The sequence below is a fragment of the Ralstonia sp. ASV6 genome (assembly GCF_016429285.1).
In the GTDB taxonomy this organism is placed as follows: domain Bacteria; phylum Pseudomonadota; class Gammaproteobacteria; order Burkholderiales; family Burkholderiaceae; genus Ralstonia; species Ralstonia flaminis.
Genome location: NZ_JAELUI010000053.1, coordinates 18,920 through 33,776, shown reverse-complemented (window position 1 = coordinate 33,776; position 14,857 = coordinate 18,920). Strand labels below are relative to the sequence as shown.

At 63.7% G+C, this 14,857-nt stretch carries 14 protein-coding genes and 1 tRNA gene; 8 read left to right on the top strand and 7 right to left on the bottom strand.

Annotated features, from left to right (window positions below; translation table 11 throughout):
• Both JHD73_RS12815 and JHD73_RS12810 read right to left on the bottom strand, forming a co-directional pair.
• The coding region (locus JHD73_RS12815; RefSeq protein ID WP_368735538.1) for a surface-adhesin E family protein at positions 1 to 237 on the bottom strand (237 nt) is incomplete at its 3' end.
• A gap of 225 nt (positions 238 to 462) precedes the next feature.
• Positions 463 to 1,350, bottom strand: coding sequence for a cytochrome c5 family protein (locus JHD73_RS12810; RefSeq protein WP_199030647.1), 888 nt, complete (start codon positions 1,348 to 1,350; stop codon positions 463 to 465).
• A gap of 367 nt (positions 1,351 to 1,717) precedes the next feature.
• Here JHD73_RS12810 and JHD73_RS12805 point away from each other — a divergent pair.
• The 4 genes from JHD73_RS12805 (at position 1,718) to kdpE (ending at position 4,492) form a co-directional block, all read left to right on the top strand.
• Positions 1,718 to 1,793 (top strand) — tRNA-Arg (locus JHD73_RS12805).
• Between the two features lie 193 nt (positions 1,794 to 1,986).
• A complete protein-coding gene (hisC, locus tag JHD73_RS12800) occupies positions 1,987 to 3,054 on the top strand; it encodes a histidinol-phosphate transaminase (protein ID WP_199030646.1) in 1,068 nt (355 codons plus the stop codon).
• A gap of 346 nt (positions 3,055 to 3,400) precedes the next feature.
• Entirely contained in the window at positions 3,401 to 3,712 is a 312-nt protein-coding gene (locus JHD73_RS12795; protein WP_021197298.1) for a high-potential iron-sulfur protein, read from the top strand.
• Positions 3,713 to 3,787: 75 nt separating this feature from the next.
• Entirely contained in the window at positions 3,788 to 4,492 is a 705-nt protein-coding gene (gene kdpE / locus JHD73_RS12790; RefSeq protein ID WP_199030645.1) for a two-component system response regulator KdpE, read from the top strand.
• 13 nt (positions 4,493 to 4,505) lie between these two features.
• Here kdpE and JHD73_RS12785 read toward each other — a convergent pair whose 3' ends face one another.
• Entirely contained in the window at positions 4,506 to 5,504 is a 999-nt protein-coding gene (locus JHD73_RS12785; RefSeq protein ID WP_199030644.1) for a tripartite tricarboxylate transporter substrate binding protein, read from the bottom strand.
• Between the two features lie 146 nt (positions 5,505 to 5,650).
• Positions 5,651 to 6,781, bottom strand: a complete 1,131-nt coding sequence (locus JHD73_RS12780) for a porin (protein ID WP_199030643.1) — start codon at positions 6,779 to 6,781, stop codon at positions 5,651 to 5,653.
• Between the two features lie 498 nt (positions 6,782 to 7,279).
• Between JHD73_RS12780 and JHD73_RS12775 the strand changes: the two genes are divergently transcribed.
• The gene (locus tag JHD73_RS12775) at positions 7,280 to 7,564 is read left to right on the top strand and encodes a hypothetical protein (protein WP_199030642.1); all 285 of its coding nucleotides are present in this window, start codon (positions 7,280 to 7,282) and stop codon (positions 7,562 to 7,564) included.
• Between the two features lie 214 nt (positions 7,565 to 7,778).
• Here the strand turns inward: JHD73_RS12775 and JHD73_RS12770 are convergent, their stop codons facing one another.
• Positions 7,779 to 9,089, bottom strand: a complete 1,311-nt coding sequence (locus JHD73_RS12770) for a M20/M25/M40 family metallo-hydrolase (RefSeq protein WP_199030641.1) — start codon at positions 9,087 to 9,089, stop codon at positions 7,779 to 7,781.
• Positions 9,090 to 9,285: 196 nt separating this feature from the next.
• Between JHD73_RS12770 and JHD73_RS12765 the strand changes: the two genes are divergently transcribed.
• Together JHD73_RS12765 and JHD73_RS12760 are read left to right on the top strand one after the other, a co-directional pair.
• Positions 9,286 to 10,080 carry a DUF1835 domain-containing protein gene (locus JHD73_RS12765; protein WP_199030640.1) on the top strand — a complete coding sequence of 265 codons (795 nt, stop codon included), beginning with the start codon at positions 9,286 to 9,288 and terminating at the stop codon, positions 10,078 to 10,080.
• Between the two features lie 169 nt (positions 10,081 to 10,249).
• A complete protein-coding gene (locus JHD73_RS12760; protein ID WP_368735537.1) occupies positions 10,250 to 11,023 on the top strand; it encodes a cellulose 1,4-beta-cellobiosidase in 774 nt (257 codons plus the stop codon).
• A gap of 27 nt (positions 11,024 to 11,050) precedes the next feature.
• On the opposite strand, the gene kefC is transcribed toward JHD73_RS12760, so the two are convergent.
• On the bottom strand, positions 11,051 to 12,991 hold the full coding sequence (kefC, locus tag JHD73_RS12755; protein ID WP_199030639.1) for a glutathione-regulated potassium-efflux system protein KefC: 1,941 nt from the start codon (positions 12,989 to 12,991) through the stop codon (positions 11,051 to 11,053).
• A gap of 38 nt (positions 12,992 to 13,029) precedes the next feature.
• Entirely contained in the window at positions 13,030 to 13,587 is a 558-nt protein-coding gene (locus tag JHD73_RS12750) for an NAD(P)H-dependent oxidoreductase (RefSeq protein WP_199030638.1), read from the bottom strand.
• 399 nt (positions 13,588 to 13,986) lie between these two features.
• Between JHD73_RS12750 and JHD73_RS12745 the strand changes: the two genes are divergently transcribed.
• Positions 13,987 to 14,682 (top strand): GNAT family N-acetyltransferase, encoded by a 696-nt coding sequence (locus JHD73_RS12745; protein WP_048933405.1) that lies wholly within the window; start codon positions 13,987 to 13,989, stop codon positions 14,680 to 14,682.
• Positions 14,683 to 14,857 lie beyond the last annotated feature (175 nt).

Genomic DNA, 14,857 nt, shown 5'->3' with positions numbered 1-14,857 from the left:
CGGCAGGATGCGTTCGTTATTGCAGTCGTAGACCGACGTGCGCGAATCGTATTGATACGCGACGCCATCGGCGAGCTTGCGTGGCGTGTCATAGGCGTCGCGCGAGGTGGCGCGCACAGTGCCATCGTTGTTGCGCTCGATGGAATCCTTGTCTAGGTAGAGCGTGCCGGCATTGTCGGCCAGCGGGGACAGCTTGACCCAGTTCTCGGCCGCCATGGCAGTCGAGGCGCAGAGCATCAGGGCGAACGCCGCCCAGTAGCAGTCGGTCAATGACCCTTGAACCCTTCGCATGGCAACCTCCGTTTGCGTCAACCTGGGCGCGTGCGGAGCGATGCCGCCTGGCTGCATCGGCTCCGCACATCCAGCATAGGTGAGCAATCGGCTTGCCACTGGGCGCCTGCTTTGGCAGGCAACAAAAAAGCCCGCACTGAGCGGGCTTCTTCGCGCAACGAGAGTGATGACTTACTTGGCTGCGGCGGCCATGTAGTCGACGGCGGCCTTCACGTCGTCGTCGGAGCCGGCGTAGGTGCCCTTGGGGGGCATCGCGCCCTTGCCGTGCAGCGCGATGTCGTACATCTTGGCCTTGCCTTCGGCAATGCGCGGCGCCCAGGCAGCCTTGTCGCCAAACTTGGGCGCACCAGCCACACCCGCTGCGTGGCACATCTGGCAGGTCGAGTCGTAGACCTTCTTGCCGACGTCGCCCGTTGAAGCCTGCGGTGCAGCGGCAGCGGCCGGCGCAGCAACCGGTGCCGGTGCCGGTGCTGCTGCGGCAGCGGGTGCTGCTGCCGGTGCCGCGGCTTCCGGCGCCGGAGCAGCCGCCGGTGCAGCGGCGCCACCTGCCGGTGCGGCCGGCTCCTGCAGCTTGCCGCCGCCGGAGTTGGCCATGTAGACGATGGCACGTTCGATTTCGTAGTCGCTCACGTCATCAGGCGACGTGCCGCCGCGTGCGGGCATTCCGCCCTTGCCGGCCAGCGCCACCTTGGTCAGGCCGTCCAGGCCCTGCGACAGGCGCGGCCCCCAGCTGGCCGCATCCCCAAACTTGGGGGCACCGGCTACACCAGCGGCATGGCAGGTCGCACAGACCTCCTTGTAGAGCTGTTCGCCCGTCTTGAAGACGCGCGGGGCGTTCGGGTCTTTCAGTTCGAGCTGCGCAACGGGCTTGATGCGGTCATTGACGGCCTCTTCGGACATGCCGGAGCTGCCGGCGCCTTCCTTGACGCCCAGGCCAACGTAGTTGGCCAGCAGGATGATGATGAGGATGGGAACGACAAAGGCGGCGATCACCGCGATGATCAACTGCTTGGGGGTCTTGATCAGGGGCTCGTGTTCGTCGTGCTGCGCGTCGCTCATGCTCAACTCTCAGGATGGTGGAACCGCTCTTGAAGCCTCAGAGCGCCACCGGCACGAGTCATGAAAGCATCGCCGGCAGTGCGTGAGGCCCCGTGGGGTCGCAATGAGGGCAGGAAGACCTTGGGACGTGCCCCATTGGCCCGAACAGACCTGTCCCCGCTTTATTTTCTGGCAAATGACGGGCGATTATATCCGCAATGCCAAGCCGTTTGACACGCGGGAGAGCCCTAGGCAGCGCTTTTCGACCTGCGTCAAAAACCACTGGAAACGGCATTGCGTCGCGCGCCGCGACCTGGGCGCGATGGACGCCCGAATGCAAATACGGTATCCTGCGGGGCTTCTCTTTCGGCGCGTTCTGTGCCGATGTGCGCCCGTAGCTCAATGGATAGAGTACTGCCCTCCGAAGGCAGGGGTTGCTGGTTCGATCCCAGCCGGGCGCGCCAAACATTCACCGAATTGCGCAAAAATTTGCGGTGACGCCGCACCTGAATCGCATTTTTGCCGCAATCTATAGCGCCGCCGCCAAAACGCGGCGCTACGCATGATCAAGCCCCGTCCCCTGCCGTTTTTCGCGATCCCCTATCCCGCTGATCGCCAATCAGGCACGCCGGGAACTCACCCATCAGGAGTCGAGCAGTGAGCCGTTACTGGAGCGATGTGGTTCAGCAACTGGTGCCGTATGTGCCGGGCGAACAGCCAGCGCTTGCGCATCCGGTCAAGCTGAACACCAACGAAAATCCCTACCCACCGTCGCCGCGCGTCGTTGAGGCCATCGCCCGCGAACTGGGCGGCACGGGCAACAGCCTGCGCCGCTATCCCGATCCGCTGTCGCGCCGGCTGCGCGAGACGGTCGCGGCCCATCACGGCTTGCAGCCCGAACAGGTGTTCGCAGGCAACGGTTCGGACGAAGTGCTGGCGCACGTGTTCCACGCGCTGCTCAAGCACGACAAGCCGCTGCGCTTTCCCGACATCTCGTACAGCTTCTACCCGACCTATGCGCGGCTGTACGGCGTGCAGTGCCAGGTGATTCCGCTGGCTGAGGATTTTTCGATCAACGTTGACGACTATCTGGGCGACGCGGGCGGCGTGCTGTTCCCGAACCCGAACGCGCCGACCGGCCACGCGCTACCGCTGGCGGAGATCGAGCGGATCGTCGCGGCCAACCCGTCATCGGTGGTCGTGATCGACGAAGCGTATGTGGATTTCGGCGCCCAGTCGGCAATCACGCTCGTCGACCGCTATCCGAATCTGCTGGTCGTGCATACGACGTCTAAATCCCGCTCGCTGGCTGGCATGCGGGTCGGCTTTGCGTTTGGCCACGCGACACTGATCGAGGCGCTCAACCGCGTGAAGGACAGCTTCAATTCGTACCCGCTGGATCGCCTTGCCCAGGTGGCGGCCCAGGCGGCTTACGAAGACGACGCCTACTTCCGCACCACCTGCGCACGCGTGATCGCCAGCCGCAATCGGCTGACGCAAGCCCTGCAAACGCTGGGGTTCGAGGTCGTGCCGTCGGCCGCGAACTTCGTCTTCGCACGGCATCCGGCACACGATGCCGCCACGCTTGCGGCCCGCCTGAAAGCGCAGGAGATCTTCGTGCGTCATTTCAAGCTGCCGCGCATCGACCAGCATCTGCGTATCACCGTCGGCAGCGATGACGAATGCGACGTATTCATCAAGGCGCTGCGCGATCTGCTGGCCTGACCCGTGCGACAAATTGCCATCCCCGGCGGGCAAGCGTCGACTGCCTCGATGAAGGCAGCCCACCAGATGGAGGATGGCAAGCCCCATTGCCGCGTCATTCCTCGGCCACACGGCGTACCGGCCACATGCGCTGACCGCATTACCGACTACCGAAGTCAGTGATTACTGCACGCAGGTATGGGGAACATTGACCAGACGCAGGTGCCTCCAGCCGATTGCTGTGCCAGAATGCACGAGCGGGAAAATGGCGCGCCGACGCCGTCCGCTGTCCCCTAGGGCGAGCCGGTGCTTGGGCGCCGGCGCAGCATGGGACGCCATACAACACACTCCCACAAAAGGAATCAGCATGTCCAATCGTCGTCAATTCCTGAAGAGCATCCCGATCGTGGCCGCCGCAGGCGCCGTCATGTCGATGTCGGATCTGGCACTGGCAGCACCGATGGTGGCGGAGACCGACCCGCAAGCCGCCGCCCTCGGCTACAAGGCCGACACCACCAAGGTCGACAAGGCCAAGTTCCCGAAGCACGCGGCAGATCAACACTGCGGCAACTGCGCCCTGTACCAAGGCGGTACGGCCGCACAAGGCGGCTGCCCGCTGTTCGCCGGCAAGGACGTTGCCAACAAGGGCTGGTGCAGCGCCTGGGCGAAGAAGGCCTAAGCCGCACGGCTGGCAATTCGCCAATGCAAACGGACCCTGCGGGGTCCGTTTTTGTTTTGCTGGCGCCGCTCTACAATGCGTGCCATGCCGTTCACATTCACGCCCACCGTCCTCGTCATCGACGACGAACCCCATATCCGCCGCTTCGTCCGCGCTGCGCTGGAGGAAGAAGGCTGCGAAGTCCATGAAGCCGACCGCGTCGAACGCGGCCTGATCGAGGCCGGCACACGCCAGCCGGATGCAGTGATCCTCGACCTTGGCCTGCCAGATGGCGACGGTATGCAGTTGATCCGCGAGTTGCGCACCTGGACGGAGGTGCCGGTGCTGGTGCTCTCGGCCCGCGTGGATGAACGCGACAAGATCGACGCGCTCGATGCCGGTGCGGATGACTACCTCACCAAACCCTTTGGCGTGGGCGAACTGATTGCGCGTCTACGCGTGCTGTTGCGGCGACACGCCAAGCGCGGTGAAGACGGCGGCAGCGTCATCCGCTTCGGCGAGGTGGAGGTGGATTTGGCGCGCCGCCTGGTCACCCGCAGCGGTGAGGCCGTGCACCTCACGCCGATCGAGTATCGCCTGCTGGCGGTGCTGCTAGGCCGGCGCGGCACTGTCATGACCCACCGCGAGTTGCTGCGCGAAGTCTGGGGCCCCGCGCACTCCGACAGCAGCCACTATCTGCGCATCTACATGGGCCACCTGCGCCACAAGCTTGAGCGCGACCCCGCTCGGCCCGAGTACCTGCTGACTGAGGTCGGCGTCGGGTACCGCTTCACAGCCTGATCGCGCCTGGGCCTTATTGCTCCTTGATGCCCGCAGCGCGCACGATGCGGCCATTGCTGTCGTATTCAGCGCGGATGGCGGCGGCAAACTGCTCAGGTGTGCCGCCGGCCGGCACCACGGCTGCCTGCGTGAGGCGATCACGCAGGTCCGGCGCCGCGAGTGCCTTGTTGATCTCCATGTTCAGCCGCGCGATGACCGGTGCAGGCGTCTTGGCCGGCGCAAACACACCGAAGGTCGATGCCATGTTGGCCTTGGCATAGCCAAGTTCGGCAAAGGTCGGCACGTTTGGCAGTGCATCGAGCCGGTGCGGCGCACCCACCGCAAGGGGGCGCAGCTTGCCGCTGGCGATATGCTGCATCAACGTCGGGCCAACGTTGGTCGACATCACCTCCACCTGCCCGCCCAGCGCATCCGTCAATTGCTGGCCACCGCCCTTGTACGGAATCAGCGTGATATCAACGCGCGCCTGCGTCTTGATCTGCTCCAGCGCCAGATGCCCCACCGTACCCAGGCCTGATGTTGACCAGCGGATCGAACCCGGCTTGGCGCGCGACTGGCTCAGCATGTCGGCAAAGCTCTTGCCCGTGAACGACGGCGTACCCAGCAGGATCATCGGCGCATACATGACGTTGGCCACGGGTGCGACGTCCTTCTGCGGGTCATACGGCAGTTTGCCGAAATGCGGGTTGAGCGTAAGCGGGCTCACCGAAGAAAACCCCAGCGTGTAGCCGTCGGGCGCAGCCTTGGCCACCGCATCCATGCCGATGCTGCCACCTGCGCCGGCGCGGTTCTCCACGACAACCGGCTGACCAAGCTGTGCCGAAAGCTTCTCACCCAGGGCACGTGCCACGTTGTCGGAAATCCCGCCAGTCGGGTAGGCGACGATGATGCGGATCGGCTTGGCCGGATAGTCTTGCGCCCGCACAGGCACCGCAGCAAGCAACGAAACACCGGCACACAGCAGCGCAGCAGAAGCAATCAGACGACGACGGACGGAGCGTTCAGCAGTCATGGGCGCGCACGAAGGGAGGATTCAGAAAGTGCCATTGTAGGCGGATGCCCAGGCAGTCTTGCCCAGCCATATCAAGCAAGACGGCAAGGCAAAAGAAAAGGCGCCCGAAGGCGCCTTTTCCGTTCCCAATCGAGTGACTGCGTCGATTAGAAGATGTGGCGGATACCCACGCCAGCGCTGGTCTGGTTCGACTTGCCAGTGCCGGTTGCGTTGCCGCCACCCGACAGTTCCGGCAGCGCTGCGTCCTTGACCTTGTTGTAGTCGATCGTGCCATACACTTGCGTGCGCTTGGACAGAGCGTACTCGGCCAGCAGCACAGCGGTGTAGCGCTTGCCGTCGTTGCCAGCGGTCAGAGCAGCGTTGCTGATCTTGTCGTAGTAGAACGCGCCCGTCAGAGCCAGTGCCGGGGTGACTTGGTACGTCACGCCGCCCAGGCCAACCTTGTCACGACGCTTCGTGGCACCCGGGGTCAGGCCAGCACCCGTCGTGGCGTTGCCGTAGATGTTCAGGCCGAAAGCGCTGTTGCCAACGCAGTTCGACGAGCTGTTCACGCAACCGGTGGCGTCGCTGCTGTCGATGTAGCCGAGGTACAGCTTTGCCGGTCCGATGGTGTAGTTACCGCCAATGCTCCACACGGTCTGCTTGTTGCCAGCCACATCCTTGTGTTGCTGGTACAGGCCGCCGATCAGGGCCGGGCCGAATTCATACGACAGAGCTGCGCCCACGTACTGGTTCTGGCTGGCGCTACCCGGCACTTCGCCGAAGCCGTAGCCCAAGCCAACGTACAGACCGTTGATCTTGTTCTCGTACTTCAGCATGTTCGATTCACGCAGGCCGGTCAGACCGTAGAACACCCACGAGTTGCCGTCGTAGTTACCCACGCCCAGCGGGTCGAAGTTGCCGCCCATCGTGAAGCCGAAGTTGTACTGACGACCCAGCGTGATGGTGCCCAGGTCCTTGTTCTGCAGACCCACGAACGACTGACGATTGAACAGCGTGCCCTTGCTGCTCATCGTGCCCGAATCGGAATTGAAGCCGCTTTCCAGCACGAACAGTGCTTTGTTGCCGCCACCCAGGTCTTCCGAGCCCTTCAGGCCCCAGCGGCTGTTCGACACAGCACCGCTTTCCATCTGGGTCACGCTGTTGCCAGCTTGGTTCGCGTTGTTGATGTAGTGAATGCTGGTATCGACAATACCGTACAGCGTCACGCTCGATTGGGCGTAGGCAGAACCTGCGAACAGGGCGCCAACTGCAACCAGAATGGCAGACTTTTTCATGTGGGCTCGTAATAAAAGAGTTGTCTCAAACCGCCCGCCCCCGTGTGCATGAGGTTGGGCTCCTCCGTTCCTTTGCTTCCGTGTCGGAAGTGCCGCGCAAATTTAACAAAAGCCCTTATGCGCGGCAAAGCAATTCACAGAATCGCTCCACCAAGTGTGGTAAGCGCGCATCGCTCTTAATGCGGCGCACCAAAACAGCCTCCGGCAAGGCTTGCCGGCTCGTCGCGCCCTGCTGTGGTGCACCAAGACTGGCTCGCAGGCTTCCAACACTCCCTGTTTAGGCAAAAAGGTGGAGCCCCACCCCCGACAGTCCCGCCTTCAACGTGTTTTTCAGCGTCATTCACGCTGACTTGCATCATTTCGGCGCTCACAACAAACCGTTCGTCGCACCACCGTGGATACAGCCATCCCGCTGACCTACGCTTCAGGCCGTGGCAGGACAGTCAAAAGACCACGCCTTAAAACAGCATCGAAAATCAGTTGAAGAAGGAGTTCGCCATGCGACTCAAGCAGATTGGAATGGCCGCGCTGTTGGCGGCAGGTGCCCTGGCGGCAGGCAGCGCTTGGGCGCAGGCCAGCCGCGTGGAGGTGTTCGGTCAAGCCGCTCGTGCCGAACGCTTTGATGTTTATAGCGACGGCGCCCGCACCGGGCGCTTCGACACCTACACAGAAGGTGCGCGCAGCGGCCGTTTTGACCCGTACTCAGAAGGTGCACGCAGCGACCCAGCGGGCCGTTCGCGTGATGGCGGCGGCTCGGTCTACGGGTATCCGGTACCGAGCTGATACGGAGCCTGCGCTTCATCCCGCACGTTTGATCCGTTATCCGATTAAGGGCCGGTCTCCGGGCATCCTCCGTTCTTACGCCTTTGGCCCATGCGGCCCCGCTGGTGTTGCGCCAGCGGGGCTTTTTAGCCATTGGCGGTGCCCCCCAAGAAAAACGGGACGGTGCCTGTCGACAGCCGTCCCGTTTCTACGCGTGTGCGGATCGCGATGATCGTTACTTGGTCACACCCACACGATCGCGCGATACGTCCATCACCATGCGCGTGAGCAGGTACAGGCGCGGCACGATGGAGTTGAGATCCACATACTCGGCGTCGTTCGAGTGCGCGCCAAAGCTGGCCAGACCAAAGCGCTCGATCACCGGGGCCTTGGTTTTCGAGGCGGCAAAGGCCGCATCCGTACCGCCACCCTCTGCCTTGTCATCAATCTCCAGCGTCTTGCCAAGCTCGCCGTAGATCTTCTGGGCGTGTTCGGCCAGCGCGCGCGAAGCCGGCGTGGCTTCCAGCGGCGGGCGACGGCGCTCGAACTTGGCGGTCACCTGCGTATCGGGGATCAGCTTGTTCTTGATGCGCTCGTTGACGGTCTCTTCCAGCTTGTCGGCATCGGCCGCACGCAGCAGACGTACATCCGCCTGGGCGCTGGCGACCGCGGGGATCACGTTACGGTTGGTCCCCGCCTGCGACACCGTCCAGTTGACCTTCAGGCCGGTCTCCGGCTTGGACAGATCGCGCATCTGCAGCACCTGGTGCGACAACTCGTACAGCGCGTTGCGGCCCTGCTCCGGTGCACCACCTGCGTGTGAGGCCTTGCCCTTCACATCCAGCAGGATGGCGCCGATGCCGCTGGTGGCCAGCGACAGTTTGTCGGAGGTCACACGCGTGCCTTCGCACGAGAACACGGCATCCTGCTCGGCACCCAGCTTGGCCTGCATGGCACGCGCGCCCGGCGAGCTGATTTCTTCATCGCCATTGATGAGCACGGTGAGCGTGCCGTACTTCTTGAAGTTGACCGCCTGCAGGATTGCCACGGTGTGCAGGATGACGGCCACGCCGTTCTTGTCGTCGGCGATCCCCAGGCCGTAGGCGCGGTCGCCGTCGATACGGAATGGCTGCTGCGCGAGCATGCCCTTCAGGTACACCGTATCCATGTGTGCGATCAGCATGATGTTGCGCGTGCCTTCACCTTTGAAGCGCGCCAGCACCATCTTGCCGATCTTCTCGGGCGTGTCGGCCATGCGATACGCGTGGTCGCTCGGGTCGATCAGCTTGACGTCGCCACCCAGCAGGCGCAGGCGGTCGGCGATCACGCCGGCAATCTTGTCCAGGCCTTCGATGTCCTTGCTACCCGACTCGATCGACACCAGCGTCTTCATGGTGTCGATCAGTGCGGGCTTTTCCTGCTGGGCGCGCTTGTAGATTTCGGCAGGCGGCACAGCGGCGGCCTGACCCGCGGCCAACGCACCGACCATCGCTAGCGCCGCCAGCATGACTGGCCGCACTCCCCTCACCATCGACTTGGCTCTCATGGATGTTCCCTCACCTGTGTAGTTATGGTCTGCAACAAAATCGCGATTTTCGCACGCTCGCCTGATGGTTGCCTGGAGCCCCTCCCCCTTCTTCAGATAGGGCTCCTGATTCAACGCAAGGGAATATCGGCAGTGCTGCCTGAAAACGCACAAGAAACGAAAGCGCAGCACTAACACTGTCGCTACAATTGCCGCCATGCAATACATCCATGTCGTCAACGGCGATGTTGCCGGCGCCACGCTCAAGCAGGCGCTCGCACAGGCAGGCCGCCCCGATTCCGTCGTAGTGCTGCGCGACGACCTCGCCGTCGGGCCGCTGGCCGACGTCGATAGCGTTGCCATGGCGCGCTCGGGTTTCTGGCAGCGCGTGGCCCCCAACAGCAGCATCGACTTCGCCGCCGAAATGCGCGACGCACTTGCGTCACTGGCCGACGTGCGCGATGCCACGACCGAAGTGGCGATCTGGCACGGCCAGAGTGCGTCGGACCAGCTCATGCTGCGCCGGGTGGCGTTCCACCTGCATCAATCGCCGCAGCGGATCAACGAAGTCGGCATGGACGCCCGCGAGCTGGAAACGCCCAATGGCCAAGGGCCGCTCACGGCCATCGGCATGTATTCGGGGGCGCGACTGGCGCGGCGGTTTTCGACCATTGCACCGGTATCGGTGCTGCGCATCGGTCGCCTGGCCTACGAGTGGCAGCAAACCGTGCGCGAGAACGCCGACGTGCGGCTGTGGAAAGGCAACACGCTGGTGCCGGTGTCGTATGCCACCGTCGACGAAGTGATCCTGGAGCACGTGCCGACCGACTGGGCCAGCGCACGCGACGTGGTTGGCAGCATCATGGGCGCCATCGATGGGCTGCTCGCCAGCGACTGGTTCGTCTTCTGGCGCTGCCGCGAACTGGTGGGCAGCGGCCAGTTGCTGCTGCGTGGCGAAGCCGACTCGCTCTCCACATGCGAACTGCGCCGCAATGTGAGTGTGGCGGCTTAGTTCGCGGTATTCAGTTCACCGCAATCGGGCCGTTGATCAGCCTGTCCAGAAGGAGCGCCTCAGAGCGCTCCTTTTTTGTTCACCCCGTCTTCTCAGTGTGTGCCTACAGGCTGGCAGGCTCCGGCCGTCAATCCAGAAGCAGACCAACCATCCCACTTCGGGGGCACACGTGGACATCTCTTCTCTCAGCAGCAGCACATCGCTGTACGCGACGAGCAGCCTCTCGTCGACCAGCGCGACCACCGCAACAACGGCCACCGCCACCAGCGACACGTCCGGCACCACCGGCACGACGCCGGTGCGCCACCATCGTCATCATGGCGGCGGCGGTGGCGGCGACTTCATGCAAGCGATCCAGCAGGCACTCAATCAGGTTGGCGTTTCGGATCCGTCGGCAATCTCGTCGACGTCATCCACGTCATCGACAAGCGCGACCAGTGCCACCAGCGGCGTCAGCAGCACCGGCAGCACGACCGCCGCCAACGCCACCGACGGCTCGACCCCGCCGCCTCCGCCGCCCGATGGCGACGACGCGTCGGTTGGCAAGGACATCCACAAGCTCAAGCACGACCTGTTCGCCGCCCTGAAGAGCGCGAGCGGCAGCGACAGCACTTCCGGTACAAGCGGTACAAGCGGTGCGAGCGGCACCTCGGGCAGCTACGGCAGCGACCTGTCGTCGGGTCTGCAGAACCTGATCTCGCAGCTCAACAGCGGGGATACGTCGTCAAACAGCACACTGTCGGCGCTGCAGTCGGATTTCCAGCAGCTCGTGGGCAACGTGTCGGGTGGCAGCTCCAGCAGCGCGGGGGCGGGTAGCGGCGGCGCTTCGTCGTCCGACAGCTCGGCGACGTTGCAGAACTTCCTGCAGCAGCTGGCCCAGAACCTGGGCGGTCAGTCCACCGCTTCGGTGGCGGTGGGCAGCAGCATCAACGTCTATAGCTGATCGGCGAATGCTGGCGGCGCGGGGGCGTCAGTCCTCGCGCCGAATGCCAGCGCGTGCCGGGCAATCGATCGGCGTAGCGGGTTCACTGCCGTCGATCTCGTTGGCGAGGTCGGCGTCGGGTTGGGACTCCGCCACATCGTCGTGTTCGTTGCCCTCGCCCCACGGCATGCCCGATTCACGCAGGCGTTTGCGCTGCGTGCGGTCGCGCTGGAACATCTCGGCCAGTTCATCGCGGCCCTGCTGGGCGAGCGACACGAGCTTCTTCTGATCGCGATAGACCGGGTAGACCTGGTCCATGGAGTTGAGCGTGTGACGGCGGAACGTCTGGGCAATGCGGTGCGCCTCATAAGGCTCCTTGCCCAGGCCCTCCAGCACGCGGCGGCCGAGCATCAACGAGCCCTCGAACATCTCCCGCTCGATCACCTCCACACCGCGGTCACGCAACTGGTACACGTGCGACACGTTGCGCGCCCGTACGTACAGCGTCAGGTGGGGAAAGCGCTCGCGCACGCGGTCGACCACTTCCAGGTTGGTCTCCATGTCGTCGATGGCGACAACCATCATGCGCGCCTTGTCGGCACCAGCGGTTTCCAGCAGGTCCATGCGCGTGGCATCACCATAGAAAACCTTGAAGCCGAAGCGGCGCAGCATGTCGATCTGATCAGGATCGTGGTCGAGCACCGTGGCGCTGTAGCCTTGGCTGTAGAGCATGCGGCCGACGATCTGCCCGAAGCGGCCAAAGCCGGCAATGATGACTTGGTTGTCCTGCGGCTCAATGGCGTCAGGCGAGCGCTTCTTGCCGCTGGTCAGGCGCGGCACAAGGATCTTGTCGTGGAAGAGCAGCAGCAACGGTGTGGCCGCCATCGACAGGGCCACCACCAAATTCAGCGTGGCGGCCGTCTCGGCGCCCAGCACTTCGCCCGCCACGCTCGGCCCGAACACCACAAAGGCAAATTCACCACCCTGTGAGAGCAGGAACGCAAACAGCCACGCCTGCCCGCGCGCAATGCCAAAGCGCGTGGCCAGCAAGCGCAGTGCGCCAATCTTCACCACCAGGAAGACCACCACCAGCACCACCACCGCCAGCGGCTGGCGCATCAGCACGCCAAAGTCGATCGACATGCCGACCGCCAGGAAGAACAGTCCGAGCAGCAGTCCCTTGAACGGCTCGATGTCGGTTTCCAAAGCGTGGCGATACTCGGAATCGGCCAGCAGCACGCCGGCAATGAAGGCGCCCAGCGCCATCGACAACCCCACGCTGTGCATCAGCAGGGCAATGCCCACCACCAGCAGCAGCGAGAACGAGGTGAACATCTCGCGCATGTTGGTGCGGGCAATCGCACGCAGTACCGGCCGCAGCAGGGTACGCCCGCCAAAGATGACCGCCGCCACGACGCCCACCGCCCTGGCCGCCGCCATCCAATGGTGACCCTCGCCCGACCCTGCTGAATCCACCGCCAGCAGCGGCAGCAAGGCGATCATCGGGATGGCCGCAATGTCCTGGAACAGTAGGATGCCAAAGCTGGCCGAACCCGCCGGCGTGCGCATCAGGTTACGTTCAGTCAGTGTGGCCAGCGCAATAGCCGTGGACGACAACGCCAGCCCCAGCCCTGCCACCACCGCCGCACGCCACGGGTGGCCGACCGCCATCACCGCCAGCCCAACCATCAGCGCGCACACGGCCAACTGCAGCCCGCCGTATCCGAAGATGCTGCGCCGGAGCGACCACAGCCTTGCCGGCTCCAGCTCCAGCCCGATCACGAACATCATCAGGACGACGCCGAACTCGGAGAAATCCAGGATCGACTGCACGTTCGTGATGAGTCGCAGCCCCCACGGGCCGACGATCACCCCGGCCAGCAGATAACCGAGCACCGAACCCAGGCCAAGCCGTCGCGCCAGCGGCACGGCTGCCACGGCCGCAGCCAGATAGATGACGAAGTTGACGAGCAGGTCGTGCGATTGCATGGGCTGGCAAGAAACAGCGAATCGGAGAATCGGGAACGTCAGGCCGGGAAATCAGCGTCGTCCGGCAGCCACGGCTGCAGCGCGGCGCGCACCTGGGCGATATGGGCGTCAATGACCTCCGGCGACGCATCATCAGCGTCGTGCAGCACGTGGGGCGGCTCCCACTGCATGCCGCACAGCGCGGCGGTCCGCTGCAGCGGCAGCAGGAACATGTCGAACGTGTAGCCGTGGGTGCCGGCCTGGCTATACGAGTGAGCACGGCCGCCCGTCGTGGCCAGCACCATCAGATGCTTGCCGCGCAAGGCGGTGCCGCCCGGCCCGTAGGCCCAGCCCATTTCCAGCACCACGTCCAGCCACTCCTTGAGCAGCGACGGCGTGGCGTACCACTGCACCGGAAACTGGAAGACGACCAGCTCGGCCGCCTCCACCGCGGCCTGCTCGATGCGCACATCGATATCGAAATCGGGGTAGTGCCAGTAGAGGTCATGCATGGCCACGCCCGGCAGGCTGGCCAGCGCACGCGCAAGTGGCTTGTTGGCGCGCGAACGGCGTGGCGCAGGATGCGCGTAAATCACAAGAATGCGCGATGGAGTCATGGAAAGTCAGTAGACGGGGCGTCTTGAACGCGCATCTTCGCACGGCTATTGTTGAGCGGCGTTACAGGGCCCCGCAGGTGATGGAAGCCACCGGATGCCTTTGCGCAAATCAAGCGATTCCTGCAGCGCTTTTTTGTGCAGCACAACAATGGCCGTTGTGAGTACACCACAGGCCCGGAAGGAGCGCCCCTCTGCGATAAATCAATGATTTGCCGGGAAATTCTGGTGAAAGCCTGACGCGAGCCTTACGGGAAATCCCTGATTGCCCTACAATAGCATGGTGCATTGCACAACACCCAGTTGCACCCAACTGCGTGCCTCGGAGGCGCCACCCGCGTCTCCCCTTCATCACCCCGTCGCCCTGCAAACAAGGGCGCATTCAGAATAGGAAACGTTGTCGTGAACCCGCTCGAACTGAGCAAGGCCATCGGCGTCGTCACCCAGGACGACATCGACAAGACGGAAGCCGCGCAAGGTGCGCCGCGCTCCACCGTGCTGGTGCGCGAGCTTGCTGCGCACCACCGCTCGCGCCTGCTCAAACACCTGCTCGCACTGGGTCAGGAAGACCGCCTGCTGCGTTTCGGCCAGGTGGTGGGCGATCACGTCATCGAAGCGTACGTCGACAGCATCGACTTCGACCACGACAAGGTCTTTGGCGTCTACAACGAGCGCCTGGAACTGGTCGGCGTCGGCCACCTTGCCTACCTGCGCGACAACCCGCAAGGGCGCGTGGCGGAGTTTGGCGTGTCGGTGTCGGAATCCGCACGTGGCAAGGGTGTGGGCAGTGCGCTGTTCCAACGCGCCGCCATGCATGGCCAGAACACCAAGGTGCGGACGCTGTACATGCACTGCCTGTCGCGCAACGCAGCCATGATGCACATCGCCAAGAAGGCCGGCATGCGCGTGCAGTATGCGTACGGCGAAGCCGACGCCTACCTGGAGCTGCCGCCCGCCGACACGATGAGCCTGCTAACCGAGGCCATTGACGAGCAAGTGGCCGATCTGGACTACCTGCTCAAGCGCAACCTGCGCGATGCACGCCGCTTCGGCCAGCGCTTCTGGCGCTCGCTGGTGCCGCAAAAGCGCACGGTCTGATCGCACCGTTACCCAGATGAAAAAACGCCCGGCTTTGACCGGGCATTTTTATTTGCGCAACCCGGCAATGTTTTGCGCAACCCAATGCACGTCAATTAATTCAACGCATATCTGTTGAAAATCACGCATTTATCCAGGGCGTAATTTTGTGATTCTCATTCGACGCGCAGATATT

Bases quoted from the DNA above. Each gene is read 5' to 3' on its own strand.
- JHD73_RS12770 (WP_199030641.1), bottom strand. From the start codon at position 9,089: ATGAGAGCCAAGTCGATGGTGAGGGGAGTGCGGCCAGTCATGCTGGCG.
- JHD73_RS12765 (WP_199030640.1), top strand. From the start codon at position 9,286: ATGCAATACATCCATGTCGTCAACGGCGATGTTGCCGGCGCCACGCTC.
- kefC (WP_199030639.1), bottom strand. From the start codon at position 12,991: ATGCAATCGCACGACCTGCTCGTCAACTTCGTCATCTATCTGGCTGCG.
- kdpE (WP_199030645.1), top strand. From the start codon at position 3,788: ATGCGTGCCATGCCGTTCACATTCACGCCCACCGTCCTCGTCATCGAC.
- JHD73_RS12780 (WP_199030643.1), bottom strand. From the start codon at position 6,781: ATGAAAAAGTCTGCCATTCTGGTTGCAGTTGGCGCCCTGTTCGCAGGT.
- JHD73_RS12795 (WP_021197298.1), top strand. From the start codon at position 3,401: ATGTCCAATCGTCGTCAATTCCTGAAGAGCATCCCGATCGTGGCCGCC.
- JHD73_RS12785 (WP_199030644.1), bottom strand. From the start codon at position 5,504: ATGACTGCTGAACGCTCCGTCCGTCGTCGTCTGATTGCTTCTGCTGCG.
- JHD73_RS12810 (WP_199030647.1), bottom strand. From the start codon at position 1,350: ATGAGCGACGCGCAGCACGACGAACACGAGCCCCTGATCAAGACCCCC.
- JHD73_RS12775 (WP_199030642.1), top strand. From the start codon at position 7,280: ATGCGACTCAAGCAGATTGGAATGGCCGCGCTGTTGGCGGCAGGTGCC.
- JHD73_RS12750 (WP_199030638.1), bottom strand. From the start codon at position 13,587: ATGACTCCATCGCGCATTCTTGTGATTTACGCGCATCCTGCGCCACGC.